This is a genomic window from Colwellia sp. PAMC 21821, assembly GCF_002077175.1.
Classification (GTDB): domain Bacteria; phylum Pseudomonadota; class Gammaproteobacteria; order Enterobacterales; family Alteromonadaceae; genus Cognaticolwellia.
In genome coordinates this window covers 1711178-1730057 of the sequence record NZ_CP014943.1, presented here as the reverse complement: position 1 = coordinate 1730057, position 18880 = coordinate 1711178, and the positions used below count along the sequence as shown (strand labels likewise).

Below are 18880 nucleotides of genomic sequence, written 5' to 3'. Positions count from 1 at the left end.
TCGTAAATATAATGGTAAGCAAATGAACGTCATAGTTATTGGTGCAAGTGGTTATGTAGGTGCTGAATTAATTGGTTTGTTAACGCAACACAATAAAATATCAATTCAACATCTGTTAGTGTCTGAAAATAGCACTTCTAGTGGTAAAACTTTTGAACAGTTGCATGCTCGCTGGCAGGGGATTTGTGCAGTACCCCTGCATTCTTTTTCGCCGCATTGGTTTGAGCAACATATTAGTTCATCTGAACATGGTATTGATGCGGTTTTTTTCGCCACCCCTCATGAATTCAGTGCTCAATGGGCACAAGCCTTTATTGATCAAGGTATTAAAGTCTTCGATTTGTCTGGTGGCTTTCGCTTAAAAGACGCTACGCAATACCCAATACATTACGGTTTTGAACATCAATCATTAAAAGCACTTCAACAAGCTCAGTATGGTTTAGCTGAATGGCAAGCCAATGAAATTGCTGCGAGTGATCTCATAGCTGTGCCGGGTTGTTATCCAACCGCGAGCCTATTGTCGTTAAAACCCATCACCAGTAATGCACTTCATCAAGAAAACTCGTTAATTGTTGTTAATGGTATCAGTGGTGTTACGGGGGCGGGTCGTAAAGCATCTTTAGCCACCAGTTTTTGTGAAGTGAGCTTAACGCCGTACAATATTCTACAACACAGACATCAGCCTGAAATTAGCCAAGAAGCCAATGCTGAGGTTATCTTTAATCCGCATTTAGCGCCTTATAAACGTGGCTTATTAGTGACGATAACATTACAGTTAAAGCCTGAAGTGACCAGTCAACAAGTCGATGAAGCCTTTATACAAGCCTATCAAAACACTCCTTTGGTAAGAATAGTGAATACTTGGCCTAAAATTGACAATGTCGCTCATACGCCATTTGCTGATGTACATTGGCAGGTAGACGAAGATAAGCACGTTGTAGTTGTCAGTTGCGCCATTGATAACCTATTAAAAGGTGCCGCGTCGCAAGCAATACAATGCGCTAATATTAGCTTAGGTTTACCGAGTGAATATAGCTTGTTGATGCCAGGGAGAGATTTATGAAAAAGCCTGTTGTGATAAAAATTGGTGGGGCTATTTTAGATGGCTACAACCAAGGTAATACATCGGCTTTAACCGCGCTATTAAAAGTAATTGCTAGTTTGAAAGAGCAACCGGTAGTGATTGTGCACGGTGGTGGTTGTGTCGTTGATGAAATGCTGACCCAAGCCGGATTTGTTACCGAGAAGAAGCACGGTTTACGGGTAACGCCGAAAGCGCAAATGCCGATTATTAGTGGCGCACTTGCGGGAAGTGTTAATAAGGCGATTGTCGCGAGTGCGGCAAGTTTAAAATTACCCGCTGTAGGCTTGTCGCTGACTGACGGACAAATGGTACAGTGTCAATTAAGCCCCTTAGGTTTAGGACAAGTCGGTGTACCTAAGCCTTTTAGTAGCGCATTATTAGATACGTTATTAAAAGCCAACTTTTTACCTATTGTCTCATCCATTGGAGCATTGGAAAATGGTGAGTTAGTCAATGTGAACGCTGATGACGCCGCCGTTGCAATATGCCAGCTACTCAATGCTGAGTTGTTATTGTTAACTGATGTCAATGGCGTTAAAGGCGCAACGGGTGAATATTTAAGTTCACTTAATGGTGAGCAAGCCGAAGCACTTATTAATAGCGGTGTTATTGCCGGAGGCATGACCGCAAAAGTCAATGCAGCATTACAAGCGGCGAATAAGTTACGACGAAGTATCGCGGTTGCCAGTTGGCAATCGCCAGAGCAAATTGTCGAATTGCTCAACGGTGCCAGTATTGGCACTCGTATACAACCTAGTGGTAGTTAATTTGATACCACACGTTGCTAACGCATTTTTGCCCAGGATATAATTTTGATGAACATTGAACACTTTTTAGCTGATGATCAGCTAACTAAACAACAAATACTCGACCTCATTGCTTTAGCGCGTGATATAAAGCAGAAGCCAGAACGTTACAGTAAGGCTTTAGCGGGTAAGTCAGTCGCGATGATTTTTGAAAAACCGTCATTAAGAACGCATGTTAGTTTTGATATTGGCATTAATAAATTAGGTGGTCACGCGCTGTATTTAGGCCAACAAAATGGCAAGTTAGGTGAGCGTGAGCGTGTCAGCGATTATGCAAAAAACCTTTCATGCTATGCCGACGCAATTGTTGCTCGTGTTTTTAATAATAGCTCGATAGAACAATTGGCTGAGCATGGTAGTGTCCCGGTTATTAATGCCTTGTGTGATGCATATCACCCGTGCCAAGCATTAGCAGATTTTGTAACCCTAGCGGAAAACTTCCCTGACCTTACAAAAGTAAAGCTCGCCTATGTTGGTGATTCAAACAATGTTTCGAACTCATTAATGCTGATGGCGGCCATCGTAGGTGTTGATTTTACTATCGTCTGTCCAGAAGGTTATGGTCCTGAAAATAAAATGTTTGCTCAAGCGCTAAAATTTAGCCAAGTATCAGGTAGTAAACTATTATTAACCACGGATATAACAGCATTAGGGCAACAAGACGCAATATACACAGATACGTGGATATCTATGGGTGATAACACCAATGTTGCTGATATTTTAGCGACCTTTAAACCTTATCAAGTGAACCATAAACTGATGGCTAAAGCAGGGGCAAGTATTGTTATGCATTGCCAACCTGCACATCTTGAGGAAGAAATTACCACCGAGTTGTTCGACAGCGAAATGTCAGTGGCGTTTCAGTCAGCTGAAAATCGTATGTGGGCGCAAAATGCGGTGTTAGTTAGCTTATTAGCAGATTAATCACGCTGTTTTTATAAAACAGCCGAATCAAATTAAATTTAAAAAATACCTTTCAGTCTAGTCAATTTTTCATTATTGACTAGACTGATGATAAAAAATTGTGAAGGAATAAAATCATGGCATTAGCAGCAAAGAAAAACATTAAAAAAGTAGTATTGGCGTATTCAGGCGGTCTAGACACCTCTGCAATCATCCCTTGGTTAAAAGAGAATTATGACGGTTGTGAAGTCGTGGCTTTTTGTGCTGATGTTGGACAAGGCGAAGAAGAGCTTGTTGGTATTAAAGAAAAAGCTATCGCGTCAGGTGCTTCAGAATGTTATGTCGTTGACCTTAAAGAAGAATACGTTAAAGACTATATTTATCCTATTATCAAAACCGGTGCGGTTTATGAAGGACAATATTTATTAGGTACGTCAATGGCACGTCCAGTGATTGCCAAAGCCCATATCGAAATTGCCTTAAAAGTTGGCGCTGATGCGGTTTGTCACGGTTGTACCGGTAAGGGAAATGACCAAGTACGTTTCGAAGCTTGTTTTGCGGCTTTAGCGCCACAATTAACCGTTATTGCGCCATGGCGTGAGTGGAACATGGTTTCACGTGAAGACTTATTAGACTACTTAGCTGAGCGTAATATCCCATGTGCAGCTTCGTTAACTAAAATTTATAGCCGTGACGCAAATGCGTGGCATATATCACATGAAGGTGGTGAGTTAGAAGACCCTTGGTGTGAGCCTTCAAAAGAAGTGTGGACCATGACGGTTGATCCAATGGACGCACCAGACGAAGCTGGCAAAGTGATGTTGAGCTTTGAGGCCGGTGAATTAGTTGCCGTTGATGATAAGCCAATGTCAGCGTATCAGTCATTAATGTATTTGAACGAAAAAGCCGCTGCCCATGGCGTTGGCCGTATCGATATTGTTGAAAACCGTTTAGTCGGTATGAAGTCGCGTGGTTGTTACGAAACACCAGGTGGTACTGTTTTAATGGCAGCATACAAAGGTTTAGAGACCTTAATATTAGACAAAGAATCACTAAAATATCGTGAATCTGTTGGCCATGAATTCTCACACGTAATTTATGACGGTCGTTGGTTTACGCCGCTTGCGAAAGCGCAACTTGCTTCAGCAGCGTCATTTGCAGAAAAAGTTACCGGTGATGTGGTTGTTAAAATGTATAAAGGTATGGCACAAGTGACGCAACGTCGCTCGCCAAACAGCTTATATTCAGAAGAATTTGCTACCTTTGGTGCAGATGATGTTTACGACCAAAAACATGCAGAAGGTTTTATTCGTTTGTTCAGTTTATCAAGTAGAATAACCGCACTTAAACAGGCAGACTCAGTATTAACTGAAAAGAAATAAAAAAAGGTAGAGGAATTTAGCCATGGCATTATGGGGCGGACGGTTTAAAGAGCAAGCGAGTGTACAGTTTAAAAAGTTTAATGACTCTTTACCTGTTGATTATCGTATGGCAGTGCAAGACATTGTTGGATCAATTGCTTGGGCTGAAGCATTAACTACAGTTGATGTGCTAAGCCAAGCAGAATTTCAAGAATTAAAAGCGGCATTATTAGAATTAAAGGCGTCAGTTGAAGAAAATCCGAAGCAAATTTTATTGTCGGATGCTGAAGATATTCACAGTTGGGTAGAAATTAACCTCATCGAAAAAACCGGTGATTTAGGTAAGAAGTTACACACCGGTCGCAGCCGTAATGACCAAGTTGCTACCGACTTAAAACTGTGGTGCAAAGAAACCGGTAGTGACTTACTTTACGCTTTGGTAAATTTACAACAAGCAATGTTAGACCTTGCTGAGCGTGAACGTAATACCGTGCTGCCAGGTTATACCCATTTGCAACGTGCTCAACCTATTACCTTTGGTCACTGGTGTTTGGCTTATGTTGAAATGTTTAACCGTGATATTGGTCGTTTAAAAGACGCTTTATATCGTGCTGACACTTCACCATTGGGCTCAGGCGCATTGGCAGGTACGGCGTATCCTATTGATCGTGAGCTACTAGCTCATAATCTTGGTTTTCGCAGTGCAACACTGAACAGCTTAGATGCAGTTTCAGACCGTGATCATGTCATTGAATTATTATCGACCGCCAGTATCAGCATGATGCATTTGTCGCGTTTTGCTGAAGACTTGGTGTTCTACAATTCAGGTGAAGCCGGTTTTGTTGAAATGAGCGATTTAGTCAGCTCAGGTTCGTCATTAATGCCGCAAAAGAAAAACCCTGATGCTTGTGAATTACTGCGTGGAAAAGCGGGCCGAGTAATGGGCTCTCTAACCGGTATGATGATGACAATGAAAGCCTTACCGCTTGCCTACAACAAAGATATGCAAGAAGACAAAGAAGGCTTATTTGACGCCCTTGATACCTGGCAAGAATGTATGCAAATGGCGGTGCTCGTTGCTGAAGGCTTAACAGTAAATCGTGCCCGCACTTTAGCGGCGGCTCAACAAGGGTATGCTAACTCGACTGAGCTTGCTGACTACCTTGTCAGTAAAGATATTCCGTTTCGTGAAGCGCATCATATTGTCGGTGAAGTTGTGCTGGCTGCTATCGACGCTGGCCACGCATTGGAAGACTTCACCATAGCGGAATTACAAAAATTTAGTGACAGAATCGAGCAAGATGTTTATCAACATTTATCCATAGAGTCTTGTTTAGATAAACGTGGCGCACTCGGTGGCACTTCGCGTCAGCAAGTTGAAAAAGCCTTAGCAGAAGTGCAGTCAGGTAATCTTTTATCTGACAATCAAGACACTTTGAATACGCAAGTTTTAGGCGCGCCAAGTAAAACACAAATTAACTTAACCTTAAAACAAGTTAAACAACGTTTAAATGCGCAACGTGCGGCTGCTATGTCGGTTCGCAGAGCAAGAATGTCAGACATTGACAGTATCTCAACGTTAGTTGATTACTGGGCTGAACGTGGCGAAATACTGCCGCGTAGTCGCGATAATATTATTCATGACGTACAAAATTTTGTTGTTGCAGAAGTTGACGGTGCTGTGGTGGGTTGTGCATCACTTTATATCTATCAAACGGGACTCGCTGAAATACGTTCAGTTGTGATTGATAAAAGCGCACATAGCCAAGGCCAAGGCCAAGCATTAGTGCAATATTTGTTAGAATTTGCTCATCAAATTCAACTACAGAAAATTATTGTACTGACTTATATTCCAAACTACTTTGAACAACTAGGTTTTAACTTAATTGATAAAAATTCTTTGGCCGACAATATCATTGAAGACAGTGAGCAAAGTCCGCATAAAGACCCTGATGATGAAGTAGCAATGGAATATATTGTTAATCGTTGCGCCGAAGAAGTTTAGCTTTTTTACGTCAATATTGAATTTAGTGATAGATAGTAGTGATTAAATGTCATGAATAGTAATGAAGATAATGTTAAATGGTTTAGAAATGCTGCGCCTTACATTAACGCGCACCGTGGTAAAACCTTTGTTTTAATGTTTGGTGGCGAGGCCGTGCAGCATCCTAATTTTGCTAATATCATTCACGATATTGCTTTGTTAAGAAGCCTAGGTGTTAAGTTGGTTTTGGTGCATGGTGCACGTGTGCAAATCGAAGAACGCTTAGCTGCTCAAGCATTACCGCAACAAATTGAAGGTAATGTTCGTGTTACTGATGCAGAAACTTTGTTGGCGGTAAAAGACGCCACCGGTTCATTACGTATTCATATTGAAGCGCTTTTAACCATGGGCTTGGTTAATTCACCTATGCATGGCGCGCAAATACGGGTCAGTACAGGTAATTTTGTGATTGCTAAGCCGATAGGTGTGCGCGATGGTATTGATTTTAAACATACCGGATTAGTGCGGAGAATTGACGCTGAAGGTATTAATACTCAGCTGAATTTTGGCTCTATCGTGTTATTGTCACCGATCGGCTATTCATCTACTGGTGAGGTGTTTAATTTAGCTTTAGAAGATGTAGCAGCACAAACAGCAATAGCGTTAAAGGCGGACAAGCTGATCACCTTGACGGAACAAGCAGGGCTACTTGATAAAGAGGGCGCCTTGATTCGCAGTTGTGGTGTTGCAACGGTTAGCCAATTGCTTATTGAACAAGAAGACCATGTAAAACAGCTGTTGTTAAAAGCAATTATACAGTGTGGAAAGCAAGGTGTTGAACGTTGTCATAGCGTTAGTTACGCTAGTGATAGTGCGCTGTTACAAGAGCTTTTTACTCGTGATGGTGCAGGAACCTTGATAGCCAAAGATCATCAGGAGCAATTATCCGCTGCCAGTATTGATGATGTTGGCGGTATCTTAGAGTTAATTGCGCCACTAGAAGAGGAAGGCGTGCTGGTTAAACGTTCTCGTGAGTTGCTAGAAATTGAAATTGATCGCTTTACCGTGATTAAAAAAGAAGATGTTATTATCGCTTGTGCCGCACTTTATCCATATCCTGAGGCTAGAACAGGTGAAATAGCCTGCTTAGTTATTCACCCTGACTATCGTGGTGGTAACCGTGGACTTCGGCTGATTCAAGCACTCGAGCAGGAAGCTAAAATACAAAGTCTTGCGTCTATTTTTGTTTTAACTACGGTGAGTGCACATTGGTTTATTGAACAAGGCTATGTTGAGCAAGCCATTGATAAGCTGCCAGAAGGTAAACAAAAAATGTATAATATTCAGCGTAAATCGAAAGCATTTACCAAAAGTATTTAATCAGTTTTGACAGTGTTTAAATGAAAAGCAACCGCAACGGTTGCTTTTTTGGTTTTAAAATATCGATCTGCCGATTTAATCAACTTGGTATTATTTACAATAACAAAATGATTTCAATAGAATTAGTTTTTGTGCATACTGGATAGCATAAACGGCTAAAATGTCAATCGGATGAGTTTAATTGTCCGTATAATAATAAAAATAGGCAATTTTTAGATATGAAATTTTCACGGCTTGTGGCTGTGTGCGCAAGTTATTGTGCATTTAGTAGTACAGTATTGGCAGAATCAGACAATAATGTTGCGCTCAATGTAGCGTCTGAAGCTGGCTATATAGATAATTTTTTATATCAATCTAGTCAAGAACAAACTACGGCTTACTTTACCCTGTCTTCCGATTTAGCTTTTTCCTCAAAAAGCCAACAATCAGCATTCGATTTTGACGCAAGCATTGCCTCGCACTTTTTTGATAAGTTTTCCGACGATGATCATAGCGACTTTAGCATCTCGCCAAAATATCAATTCAAGCTTAGCCAAAATCAACGTCTTCATATTTCAGCACTTTGGTTGAATAGTTACACCTATAGAGGTACGGGCTTATCACTAGGTCAGGCTGAAGATCTCTCAAAGGGTGACGTAAAAGAAAATCAAGGTGCGGGTATTGGCTACGAATACGGCACGCTGGAGTCGCAAGGTAAATTAAATTTTGACGTTACCTATAGTGAAAGTGCATTTACCACTCGCCGCACAGATACCAAGCGGTTAGATACTGAGATACTTAATATTAAATCGAGCTTTGATTATCTGTTATCCGGTAAAACCTTTCTTGCCTTTGACGTTGACTACAAAAAGACCCAGTACCCGAATGATCCCATTATCAACAGAGATAGCCTTGCCGGCTTAGTTGGCGTTAAATGGTATACCACGGTGATAAGTGAGCTTAATTTATTGGTGGGTTACCAACAACTGAAATTTGAAGATAAGCGATTAAACGCTGACCATGCTTTTAAGTGGCGCTTTGATTATATCTGGCGTCCTTCAGATTTTAGCGAAGTGCATATTAGGTCAAATCGTCACTTTGATGAAAGTTACCGATTACTGAGTCGTTACCGTTTATCTCAAAGCCATCAAATAGATATTAAACATGCCTTCACCGGAAATTGGCATGCTTTAGTTACGGTTGGCCTTAATAATGAAAAATTTATTAGTCCTGAAACGACTGAAACTGAGGATTATATATTTTCAACCTTGAGCTTAGATTTTCAGCACAGTGAAAGAGTAAGTTTACAATTGAGTTATCACTATAAGTCATTGGAAGCCAAAGCCGATAATATTGATTATTTACACAATAGATTGGCTTTAAATATAAAGATTAGAATTTAGTGCTTTGATTTAGCTGTTGAAAAATGGAATAAAAATATGCGATTTTTGATGTTCTGCTTGTTGTTTTTTCTCGATCAAGCAACAGGAGATGATTATAGGTTAGGTGCTGGAGATCAGATTCAGATCACGGTCTATGGTGAAGACGACTTAACCACGAAGATTAAAGTTGATAAGTCGGGCGTTATTTCATTTCCATTTTTATCTGATATTGAAGTAGCGGGCTTATCGCCAAAAATTTTAGAGAATAAAATAGCAAACGGGCTACGCGGTGATTATTTAATTGACCCACAAGTAACCGTTTCTATTGTAATGTACAGACCTTTTTTTATTCATGGACAAGTAAAACGCCCCGGCGGTTACCCCTTTCAGGAAGATTTAACACTAGATAAAGCCATAGCAATCGCCGGCGGGTTAGCAGCGAGAGCATCGAAGTCGTCTTGGAACATCACTAGATTAGTGGATGGTAAAAAAGCGGTATTTGACGCTAATGTTTCCAGTGCGATTTTACCAGACGATATCATAGAAATTGAGCAAAGCTTTTTTTGAAGACACTAGAAGATAAAAATTTTATTTCCATTAATGAAGACGTTGCCTTAAAAGAAATTTTAACGCCGCTTTGGTCGCGTCGATGGAAAATTTTATGCTTTACCTTAGTGGTGACTTTCTTAGCTGCCATTTATCTTACCTTACTTAAACCTTCATACAGTGCCACAGCAATTTTACAAATTGGTACTAATAAGCCAGCTAACACGTTGTCTATTAATGACGCCTTTAATGAATCAAATGCTACGAAAGAGCAAATCCAAACACAATTTGAGTTATTACGCTCACGCAAATTTGCTGAACGCGTAATATTTCAGCTGAATCTGGTTCATCATGAAGAATTCAATAGTGGAAAATATAACGATAAATTAGCTATTCTTGCCCAAGTGGGTCAGGGCCAGTCAAATCCGTCAATTAGTGATGTTGTTAGCCAGTTTCAGAAAAAATTAACTATCGTTCCTATTGCGGGGACCGAGTTGGTAAAAATATCTTATGTGTCTTTTTCCGCTCAACTATCTCAAAAAATAGCGAATCAGGTAGGTATTACTTACTTGCAATATCAAGATGAAATTCATAGTGCTTCAAAAGAAACGACCTCTCAGTGGTTGGTTGATCAACTTGAAGAGCTGGGGAAAAAATTACAAATTTCTGAGCTGTCTTTGCAAACATATCGAGAAGCTGAAGGAATTGTTGATATTCACGGTGTGGTTGGTTTGGTTGGGTCTCAACTAACCGAGTTAACATCTGAAACATTGAAGGCGGCTAAATTAGCTGATGATCTTGCGATTTCATATCAAGATATACAAAAGTACGCAGGTGATATTGAAAAGTTAAGTGATCTACATGAAATTAGTAGCCATGCTACGTTAATGCAATTGCGCCGAGAAGAAGAAAAAATTGAACGTAAAATGTTTGAGTTGTCGCAACGGTACGGCCCTAAACATCCGAAAAAAATTGCGGTTAATGCTGAATTAATCTCGCTACAAAAGCGTATTACCCAACAAGTTTACGATATTGTTACATCAATTGAAAAAGAGTACTTTAGTGCAGTTGAAAGGGTTAACGGAACTAAACAACGCTTGGAAATTGCCAAAAAAGACTATCTGCGTTTAAGCCGTTTACAAAATAAATTCTCCCAGCTGACTCGTGAAGTTGACACCAACAAGGAGCTTTATAATAATTATTTAGTGCGCTTGAAAGAAGCTGATGCTATGGGTAATTATAATTCTAATTTTTATGTACGCTTTATTGATAAGGCGACAATTCCTAAAAGCCAAATTGCGCCTAATAAAATATTGATCATTGCCTTCACTTTCGTCCTTTCGATTGCCTTGACCTCTCTCATTATTATCATGCGTGAGCTATTAATGGATACATTAAACTCTCGTCGTAAATTAGATAATTTTAATGAGGCACAAATCCTTGCCGTATTACCAAAAATTAAAGCCAGCTCACGTGAACGACAAGAAGATACCTACAGCACGGATAACCGCTTTACTGAAGCGATAAGAACGTTAAGAACAGCTTTACTATTTAACAGTGAAAAAACGGCACCTAAAATCATTGCCATAACGTCTTCCGTACCCAATGAAGGGAAGTCAACGGTTGCGCTGCACCTTGCGCGGTCGTTCAGTGAAATGGAAAAAGTGTTGCTCATTGAAGCCGATATGCGTCATCCAACAATCGCTAAGAATATGAACTTGAATGAGCATCGCCCTGGTCTTTCTAATTTATTAGCTAAAACTCATCAAATTAATGAGTGTATTATCCGCGATAAAAATGTCAAATTAGATATTTTGACCTCAGGTGTTACACCTGCTAATCCGTTAGCTTTCCTTTCCATGAAGCGCTTTAATATGCTGATAAAGGTTTTTGGTAACTTTTATGACCGTATTATTATTGAAACACCACCTGTCCATGCTGTTAGTGACGCGGTTATTATTTCGAAGTTAGTTGATAGCGTCATCTACATTGTGCACGGTAATAAAACTAAGCGGGAGCAGATTTCGTCAGGCTTAAGAATGCTGAAACAAGTTAACGCACCCATAGAGGGCGTGGTGATTAACCACAGTGAAAACATAGACACCGACAAATATCATAATAAATACTATAACGACCGTAATAACATTATTAAGCTTGCTGCGAGAAAGCGCGGTTAACTTAACTCAAACCAGTTTATGCCCCGGCTGTTTTTGCGTATAATAGCGCAAATCTTCAATAGTCACTGTTATGAAAATACGTACCAACTTCTCCCTACAAGCGTTCAATAGTTTTAATTTACCAGTTGTTACGGCTGAAATTATTTTTCCATCGACTATAAAAGAGCTAGCTGAAATATCCATTGAAAAAGCTTCAACGTCTTATATTCTCGGCGAAGGAACCAACACCTTATTTTGTCATGATAATGCGCCCACGATTATCAAACCCAACCTTATGGGGATTGAAGTCATTGAAAGCGATGATAACTTTCAAGTGAAAGTGGCTTGCGCACAAAACTGGCATGAATTTGTCTTGTTTTGTATTAATAGTGGTATTTACGGTTTAGAAAATTTGGCTTTGATCCCTGGTAGTGTTGGTGCGGCTCCGGTACAAAATATTGGTGCATATGGCATTGAGGTGAGTAACTTTATTACCAGTGTTACTTGGTTTGATTTTGCTAAGAAAAAACAGGTTGATTTTACCAATGCTGAGTGTCAATTCGGTTATCGCGACAGTATTTTTAAACAAGCATTAAATGGTACTGGTATTATTACGCACGTGCACTTCTTACTTCCTAAAGCTTGGCAAGCAGTCGATAGCTATCAAGGGTTGAATGAACTTGTCTCTCCAGTGACACCTCAAGCCATAATGGCAAAAGTTATACAACTTCGCCAAGCCAAATTACCTGAGCCTAAACAGCACCCAAATGCCGGTAGTTTTTTTAAAAACCCCATCGTCAGTAAAGATGTTTTTAACGAGTTGCATCAACAATATGCTCATATGCCTCATTATCTACAAGATAATGGTGATGTTAAATTGGCTGCAGGCTGGTTGATAGAGCAAGCAGGCCTTAAAGGCTTTCGTCGTGACGGTGTTGGTGTACATGAAAACCAAGCCTTAGTGGTCATTAACTATGAAAGTAAGCAAGGTGAAAGTATTGTGGCTTTGTCGGTCCATATTCAGAAAAAAGTTAAGGCTAAATTTAACATTCAATTAGTGCCAGAAGTTAGGTTTATCGGCGTAGATGGTGAGTTAAGTCATGCCAGCACAGGGTGTAAATAATGAAAGCAATTCGTGAGCAGTTGATTAAGAAACTGGTTAAAGGTGAGTTTTTATCAGGCCAAGCTTTAGGCGAAGAACTGGGCGTTAGTCGAGCGGCTATTTCAAAACATATTAGTGCCTTGCAAGAAATTGGCTTTGATATTTTTAGTGTAACGGGAAAAGGTTATCGAATAGCTAATCCTATTGAGCTGCTAAATGAAACGCGTATCGTCGAGCTATTAACTGAACAAAATACCCATGCAAAAGTTGAAGTGCATAGCTTAATAGATTCAACCAATAGCTATTTAATGCGTCGTTTACCAAACCAAAATACTCCAGGGCAGGTATGTATTGCCGAATATCAAAGTGCTGGACGAGGGCGAAGAGGGCGGCAATGGATTTCACCTTTTGGTTCACATATTTATTTATCAATGTATTGGTATTTAGAACAAGGCATGTCAGCAGCTATGGGCTTAAGTGTTGTGGCCGCATTGGCGGTTAGTGATGCGATAAAAGCCTTGTATGATGTAGATGTTGAATTGAAATGGCCAAATGATATCTACTTCAACGGTGTAAAGCTTGCGGGTATTTTAATTGATCTCGAAGGTCAGGCAATGGAGCCTTGCCATTGTGTTATTGGCATTGGCTTAAATATTAAAATGCCAGAAAAAAGTGCGGCGCTAGTCGACCAACCTTGGATAGATTTATCGAGTGCTATTGGGGTCGATATAGATCGCAATATTTTAGCGGCTAGCATAATTGCAGCATTATTAAAGCGCTTAAAAACACATAGTGAAACGGGTATCAATACTATGATTGCTCAGTGGCAAGCACACGACTTCTACTTCAATAAACCTGTTGCTTTAATTACCGGTGAAAAAATTACCCGCGGTATCTGTCGTGGTATAAACGCCCAAGGTGCATTAATGTTAGAGGTTAATGGTCAAGTTAGCCCCGTATATGGTGGTGAAGTTAGTTTAAGGACTGGATTATGAGACTGTTAGTTGATGTTGGTAATACTCAAGTAAAATATGTCTTTCAAGCGACAGAGGATACTTCAACACTCTCTGATATTGTCTACCTTGATTATCAATCATTCCAAGCGCAATTGTCACAAGGAAAATTTTCAGAAGTCAGCGCCGTTATCCTTGCCAACGTTCATGGAAACGCAGTACACGATTCGATAGAAAAGTGGGCAGCCCTTAATAACATTGCCTTTGTGCAAGTACACAGTACGGCAAAAGCATTTGGTGTAACATCCTCCTATCTACAGCCTGAGCGGCTAGGCGTTGATCGTTGGTTGGCTATGATAGGGGCGAAGCAAATATACCCACAACAAAACCTACTCATTATTGATGCCGGTACTGCAACAACGGTTGATGTTTTGGATGCAAACGGTCAGCATTGTGGCGGCTGGATAATGCCCGGTGTGCAAACTCTTTTTGATAGTTTATTAACGCGGACGAGTAAAATTATTGCTACGCCCAAAACTAGCGCTAGTCTGTCATTTGGTATGAACAGCTCAAATTGTTTAAATCATGGTAGTTGGGCGATGACTATAGGCGCAATAAAAGAAGCCATTATTCAAGCAAATAGCCAGTTGATACTAGACAAAGTGTTGATCACAGGTGGTAATGGGCAAGCAATTGCAAATTTAATGACTGATACTTGCCAGCTAGAGCCTAAGCTAGTATTTCACGGTTTAAGTTGTTTTCAAGTCAGTTAAGCACGAGTGCGCACAGCAAAATAATTACGATTGTGTTTAAAAAACCATCAAACGCATAAAAACATGCTTTTTTTTGCATTTTGCTGTTGCAAGCTAGAAAACATTACTCTAGAATTCGCATCACTTAATGTAGTGCCGACTTAGCTCAGTTGGTAGAGCAACTGACTTGTAATCAGTAGGTCGCCAGTTCGACTCCGGCAGTCGGCACCATTAATACATTACTTGTAATGTGAAAAATAAAATTTGGAGGGGTTCCCGAGTGGCCAAAGGGATCAGACTGTAAATCTGACGGCTCAGCCTTCGGTGGTTCGAATCCACCTCCCTCCACCATTTTAACAGAGATAATCTGATAGATTAGCGGGTGTCGTATACTGGCTATTACCTCAGCCTTCCAAGCTGATGAAGCGGGTTCGATTCCCGCCACCCGCTCCAGTCTTTATAGAGAAATGCTGATATGGCTCAGTTGGTAGAGCGCACCCTTGGTAAGGGTGAGGTCGGCAGTTCGAATCTGCCTATCAGCACCACTTCTTCTTTAGACCTTCTATAGATTAATCAATGTTTTACACAATAAATTAATTTATTTAATGTACCCAGAGGTATTTTAAGATGGCTAAAGCAAAATTTGAACGTAATAAACCGCACGTTAACGTTGGTACTATTGGTCACGTCGATCACGGTAAAACAACACTAACAGCCGCTATCTCTGCGGTATTAACTAAAGTACACGGTGGTGAAGTTAAAGACTTCGCACAAATCGATAATGCTCCTGAAGAGCGTGAGCGTGGTATTACTATTAATACTTCTCACATCGAGTACGATACAGAAGTTCGTCACTACGCCCACGTAGATTGTCCTGGCCATGCTGATTACATCAAAAACATGATCACGGGTGCTGCACAAATGGATGGTGCTATCTTAGTAGTTGCTGCTACAGATGGTCCTATGCCACAAACACGTGAGCACATCTTGTTATCACGTCAAGTTGGCGTTCCTTACATCATCGTATTCATGAACAAATGTGATGTTGTAGATGACGACGAATTACTTGAATTAGTAGAAATGGAAGTTCGTGAACTTCTTTCTGAATATGACTTCCCAGGTGATGATTTACCGGTAATTCAAGGTTCAGCACTTGGCGCTCTTCAAGGCGACGAGAAATGGGAAGCTAAAATCATTGAACTTGCTGACCAATTAGATACATACATTCCAGAGCCAGAGCGTGCAATCGACGGTGCATTCATCATGCCTATCGAAGATGTATTCTCAATTTCAGGTCGTGGAACGGTTGTAACAGGTCGTGTTGAACGTGGTATCGTTAAAGTTGGCGATTCAGTAGAAGTTGTTGGTATCCGTGATACACAAACATCGACTTGTACAGGTGTTGAAATGTTCCGTAAGCTTCTTGACGAAGGTCGTGCTGGCGAGAACTGTGGTGTTCTTTTACGTGGTCTTAAGCGTGAAGACGTAGAACGTGGTCAAGTTTTATGTCAACCTGGTTCAATTTTACCTCACACTAAATTCGAATCTGAAGTATACGTGTTAAGTAAAGATGAAGGTGGTCGTCATACGCCATTCTTCAAAGGATACCGTCCACAGTTTTACTTCCGTACAACAGATATCACAGGTGCTGTAGAGCTTCCTGAAGGTGTTGAAATGGTAATGCCAGGCGACAACTTAAAGTTTGTTGTAGAGCTTATCAACCCAGTAGCGATGGACGAAGGTTTACGCTTCGCTATCCGTGAAGGTGGTCGTACTGTTGGTGCTGGTGTTGTATCTAAAATCATCGCTTAATAGCAGATATTAGAAACACCCTTAAAAAAGACGCTTCGGCGTCTTTTTTGTTATTAAGAGATTAATAAACTTGGCTCGGGTGCTGGTGTTGTATCTGCTCTTACCTTAGAGAAGTATTGCTTAATAATTTTTAGACACCAAACCTTAAAAAAGACGCTTCGGCGTCTTTTTTGTTTTTAAGCGATTAGTGTGGCGGGGTAGATGCTGGTGTTGTATATGCTCTTACATTAATGAATGTATCGCTGATAGAAAATAGTAGAAACACCCTTAAAAAAGGTGATGCGTATTTTTTAGACGACTGTCTAACAGTTTTCTGCCTGATCGTATTAAAAATACTGATGGTATTTTCTAAAAGATAATCAGCATCAAATTTTACGGCGTCGACAGCATGGCGCACCTTCTAGACTAATACCAAATGTAATAAGTTATTGACCAATTTTAAGCGAGGATAAATTGTTCAAGAATACATGTTTATTGTTCCAGACTAAACATAAGTACCTGCATCCCTGCAGGCAAGGCGTTTGATTGATTAGGGCATGGATGCCCGTAAGTAGAACAATGCAGGAGCAATTGTCGAGTAATAGCGGGCGTGTGTGATTGAAAACAACGCAGTTATTGACGATTCAAACCGCCTTAAAATGATCGATTATTTATTTCAATTGGTATAACGTTTAATATATAAAAATTTGATATTAAACAAACAAAATGAAACATTATTAAGTATCATAGTTTGATAAAATAGAGTGATAGTATCTACTTTGATCTTCAAAAACAGATAGTCAGTTACTCATATTTAATTATTACCATAGTCAAATGCTAATCCATATTTATTACTTTACTCAATTAAAGTATTTTGATACTTAGATAACATAAAGGACTATCTCGTTATCATGCTGGCTTCCCCTCTGCATTCTCAATGGAGTGATATATGTTTTTTATTGATCAAGTAATATTGTTGGCCGCAGTGCTTATTTTACTGGGTATCATTTCGAGTAAATTATCAGCCCGTTTAGGCTTACCTGTGCTCGTGCTATTTTTAATCGTCGGGATGTTGGCGGGCGAAGATGGTCCTGGCGGTATTCTTTTCGATAATGCTAAAGCAGCACACTCTTTGGGAACACTCGCATTAGCCTTGATTTTATTTGACGGCGGCCTACAAACCCCCTTAAAAGCAATTAAATTAGTCTGGAAGCCTGCATCAGCCCTCGCTACCTTAGGGGTACTTATTACTGGTGCAGTAACAGGTTACGCTGCAGCATATATTTTAGAAATCCCTTTGCTACAAGGCATGCTCTTAGGTGCCATTGTTGGGTCGACGGATGCTGCTGCCGTTTTCTCCTTATTGCGTAATGCCGGCATTCATTTAAATGGAAAATTAAAAGCTACCCTAGAAATAGAGAGTGCTTCAAACGATCCTATGGCAATATTTCTAACGGTAGGTTTGTTAGAAGTTTTAGTTAACGAGATGAAGCCTGGCTCAGGTTTGTTGGTGATGTTTTTATCACAAATGGGCTTAGGCGCAGTTGTTGGTTTAGCCGTAGGCTGGCTATCATTACGACTTATCAATCGAATTCAGTTAGTGGCGGCAGGGCTATATCCAGTATTAGTAGCAGCTTGTGGCTTACTCTCTTTTGGTATTACTGCAAATATAGGCGGTAGTGGTTTTTTAGCTGTTTTTATTACAGGCGTCGTTATTGGCAACAGCAGATTTGTTTTTCAACGAAGTACTTTTTTATTCCACGATGGCTTAGCGTGGTTAAGCCAAATAACCATGTTCGTTGTGTTGGGCTTATTGATCACGCCCACATCTTTACTTGATGTTTGGCTTGAGGGACTAATCATTGCCTTTGTTTTGATCTTCATCGCCAGACCACTTGCTGTTGTACCAATTTTAGCGATATTTGGTTTTAACCTCCGTGAAATTACCTTGGTCTCTTGGGTAGGGTTACGAGGATCTGTGCCCATTATTCTGGCCATCTTTCCGCTTATATTCGGTTTGCCGGGTGCGGCACTTATTTTCAATGTCGTGTTTTTTGTGGTATTAATTTCGGCGACTTTACAAGGTTCTAGCTTGGCTTGGATGGCAAGAAAGTTAAAGTTAACCTTACCTCCACCAGTGACGCCAGCAGCGACATTAGAAATAACCGCGCTGGGCGATGTCGATGCCGATATTGTTGAATATACTTTAGGCAGCACATCGCGGGCCGTTGGTTATCGTATATCTCAGTTGGCATTACCTGAGAGTGCAGTTATGGCGATGATTTCCCGTGATAATAACATTATCGCACCGCGTGGTTCGACTCTTTTACAGGCGGAAGATCAGTTGTTTATCGTGCTTAAACCTATTACTAGAGCATTTGTCGACTGTGTTTTTTCAGGGGAAGTAGATGGTGAAAAAAATGAGTTACCTGCGCAAGAGTTAATGGTTAAAGGTAATACCCATATCATCGATATAGCACATTCTTATAATATTGATATTACAGGTGGTGCAGAAGAGACTCTTGAACAGGTGATAAAATCTCATCTTATTATTGCACCCGCTATTAATGCCGTTGCGGAACTTAATAATGTTAAATTATATGTTCGAGAAATGGTAGAGGAGCGGATTATTACTGTCGGTATTTTAGTGACAGCTGGAAAATAAAACTAAATTTTTATGTTTGTCTGCTAATGTGCTTAA

14 protein-coding genes and 4 tRNA genes are annotated in these 18880 nt (G+C 40.2%); all 18 read left to right on the top strand.

Annotated elements, in window-relative coordinates; translation table 11 throughout:
• Nucleotides 1–22: 22 nt before the first annotated feature.
• The 18 genes from argC (at nt 23) to A3Q33_RS07240 (ending at nt 18844) form a co-directional block, all read left to right on the top strand.
• Nucleotides 23–1063, top strand: a complete 1041-nt coding sequence (argC, locus tag A3Q33_RS07325) for an N-acetyl-gamma-glutamyl-phosphate reductase (protein WP_081179378.1) — start codon at nt 23–25, stop codon at nt 1061–1063.
• On the top strand, nt 1060–1851 hold the full coding sequence (gene argB, locus A3Q33_RS07320) for an acetylglutamate kinase (RefSeq protein ID WP_081179377.1): 792 nt from the start codon (nt 1060–1062) through the stop codon (nt 1849–1851). The genes argC and argB overlap by 4 nt, the downstream gene beginning before the upstream one ends.
• 54 nt (nt 1852–1905) lie before the next feature.
• Nucleotides 1906–2814, top strand: coding sequence for an ornithine carbamoyltransferase (locus A3Q33_RS07315; RefSeq protein WP_081182384.1), 909 nt, complete (start codon nt 1906–1908; stop codon nt 2812–2814).
• A gap of 116 nt (nt 2815–2930) precedes the next feature.
• On the top strand, nt 2931–4175 hold the full coding sequence (locus A3Q33_RS07310; protein ID WP_081179376.1) for an argininosuccinate synthase: 1245 nt from the start codon (nt 2931–2933) through the stop codon (nt 4173–4175).
• A 22-nt stretch (nt 4176–4197) separates the two neighbouring features.
• The gene (gene argH / locus A3Q33_RS07305) at nt 4198–6159 is read left to right on the top strand and encodes an argininosuccinate lyase (protein WP_081179375.1); all 1962 of its coding nucleotides are present in this window, start codon (nt 4198–4200) and stop codon (nt 6157–6159) included.
• A gap of 51 nt (nt 6160–6210) precedes the next feature.
• A complete protein-coding gene (gene argA, locus A3Q33_RS07300; protein ID WP_081179374.1) occupies nt 6211–7518 on the top strand; it encodes an amino-acid N-acetyltransferase in 1308 nt (435 codons plus the stop codon).
• Between the two features lie 218 nt (nt 7519–7736).
• A complete protein-coding gene (locus A3Q33_RS07295) occupies nt 7737–8900 on the top strand; it encodes an outer membrane beta-barrel protein (RefSeq protein ID WP_081179373.1) in 1164 nt (387 codons plus the stop codon).
• A 36-nt stretch (nt 8901–8936) separates the two neighbouring features.
• The gene (locus A3Q33_RS07290; RefSeq protein WP_231295800.1) at nt 8937–9446 is read left to right on the top strand and encodes a polysaccharide biosynthesis/export family protein; all 510 of its coding nucleotides are present in this window, start codon (nt 8937–8939) and stop codon (nt 9444–9446) included.
• Entirely contained in the window at nt 9443–11602 is a 2160-nt protein-coding gene (locus A3Q33_RS07285; RefSeq protein ID WP_081179372.1) for a GumC family protein, read from the top strand. Before A3Q33_RS07290 ends, A3Q33_RS07285 begins: the two co-directional genes overlap by 4 nt.
• A gap of 70 nt (nt 11603–11672) precedes the next feature.
• Entirely contained in the window at nt 11673–12704 is a 1032-nt protein-coding gene (gene murB, locus A3Q33_RS07280; RefSeq protein ID WP_081179371.1) for a UDP-N-acetylmuramate dehydrogenase, read from the top strand.
• Nucleotides 12704–13678 (top strand): bifunctional biotin--[acetyl-CoA-carboxylase] ligase/biotin operon repressor BirA, encoded by a 975-nt coding sequence (gene birA, locus A3Q33_RS07275; RefSeq protein ID WP_196798065.1) that lies wholly within the window; start codon nt 12704–12706, stop codon nt 13676–13678. Before murB ends, birA begins: the two co-directional genes overlap by 1 nt.
• Entirely contained in the window at nt 13675–14409 is a 735-nt protein-coding gene (locus tag A3Q33_RS07270) for a type III pantothenate kinase (RefSeq protein ID WP_081179369.1), read from the top strand. Before birA ends, A3Q33_RS07270 begins: the two co-directional genes overlap by 4 nt.
• A 134-nt stretch (nt 14410–14543) precedes the next feature.
• Nucleotides 14544–14619: transfer RNA gene (locus A3Q33_RS07265), tRNA-Thr, on the top strand.
• Between the two features lie 35 nt (nt 14620–14654).
• Nucleotides 14655–14739: transfer RNA gene (locus A3Q33_RS07260), tRNA-Tyr, on the top strand.
• Nucleotides 14740–14766: 27 nt separating this feature from the next.
• Nucleotides 14767–14841, top strand: a tRNA-Gly gene (locus tag A3Q33_RS07255).
• A 16-nt stretch (nt 14842–14857) separates the two neighbouring features.
• Nucleotides 14858–14933, top strand: a tRNA-Thr gene (locus A3Q33_RS07250).
• A gap of 82 nt (nt 14934–15015) precedes the next feature.
• Nucleotides 15016–16200: an elongation factor Tu gene (gene tuf / locus A3Q33_RS07245; RefSeq protein ID WP_081179368.1), complete on the top strand. Its 1185-nt coding sequence runs from the start codon at nt 15016–15018 to the stop codon at nt 16198–16200.
• A gap of 928 nt (nt 16201–17128) precedes the next feature.
• Nucleotides 17129–18844: a potassium/proton antiporter gene (locus A3Q33_RS07240; protein WP_081179367.1), complete on the top strand. Its 1716-nt coding sequence runs from the start codon at nt 17129–17131 to the stop codon at nt 18842–18844.
• Nucleotides 18845–18880: the final 36 nt, after the last annotated feature.

What these genes read in the sequence shown, in the direction of transcription:
- argC (WP_081179378.1), top strand. Translation starts at nt 23, where the DNA reads ATGAACGTCATAGTTATTGGTGCAAGTGGTTATGTAGGTGCTGAATTA.
- argB (WP_081179377.1), top strand. Translation starts at nt 1,060, where the DNA reads ATGAAAAAGCCTGTTGTGATAAAAATTGGTGGGGCTATTTTAGATGGC.
- A3Q33_RS07310 (WP_081179376.1), top strand. Translation starts at nt 2,931, where the DNA reads ATGGCATTAGCAGCAAAGAAAAACATTAAAAAAGTAGTATTGGCGTAT.
- argH (WP_081179375.1), top strand. Translation starts at nt 4,198, where the DNA reads ATGGCATTATGGGGCGGACGGTTTAAAGAGCAAGCGAGTGTACAGTTT.
- argA (WP_081179374.1), top strand. Translation starts at nt 6,211, where the DNA reads ATGAATAGTAATGAAGATAATGTTAAATGGTTTAGAAATGCTGCGCCT.
- A3Q33_RS07295 (WP_081179373.1), top strand. Translation starts at nt 7,737, where the DNA reads ATGAAATTTTCACGGCTTGTGGCTGTGTGCGCAAGTTATTGTGCATTT.
- A3Q33_RS07290 (WP_231295800.1), top strand. Translation starts at nt 8,937, where the DNA reads ATGCGATTTTTGATGTTCTGCTTGTTGTTTTTTCTCGATCAAGCAACA.
- murB (WP_081179371.1), top strand. Translation starts at nt 11,673, where the DNA reads ATGAAAATACGTACCAACTTCTCCCTACAAGCGTTCAATAGTTTTAAT.
- birA (WP_196798065.1), top strand. Translation starts at nt 12,704, where the DNA reads ATGAAAGCAATTCGTGAGCAGTTGATTAAGAAACTGGTTAAAGGTGAG.
- A3Q33_RS07270 (WP_081179369.1), top strand. Translation starts at nt 13,675, where the DNA reads ATGAGACTGTTAGTTGATGTTGGTAATACTCAAGTAAAATATGTCTTT.
- tuf (WP_081179368.1), top strand. Translation starts at nt 15,016, where the DNA reads ATGGCTAAAGCAAAATTTGAACGTAATAAACCGCACGTTAACGTTGGT.
- A3Q33_RS07240 (WP_081179367.1), top strand. Translation starts at nt 17,129, where the DNA reads ATGTTTTTTATTGATCAAGTAATATTGTTGGCCGCAGTGCTTATTTTA.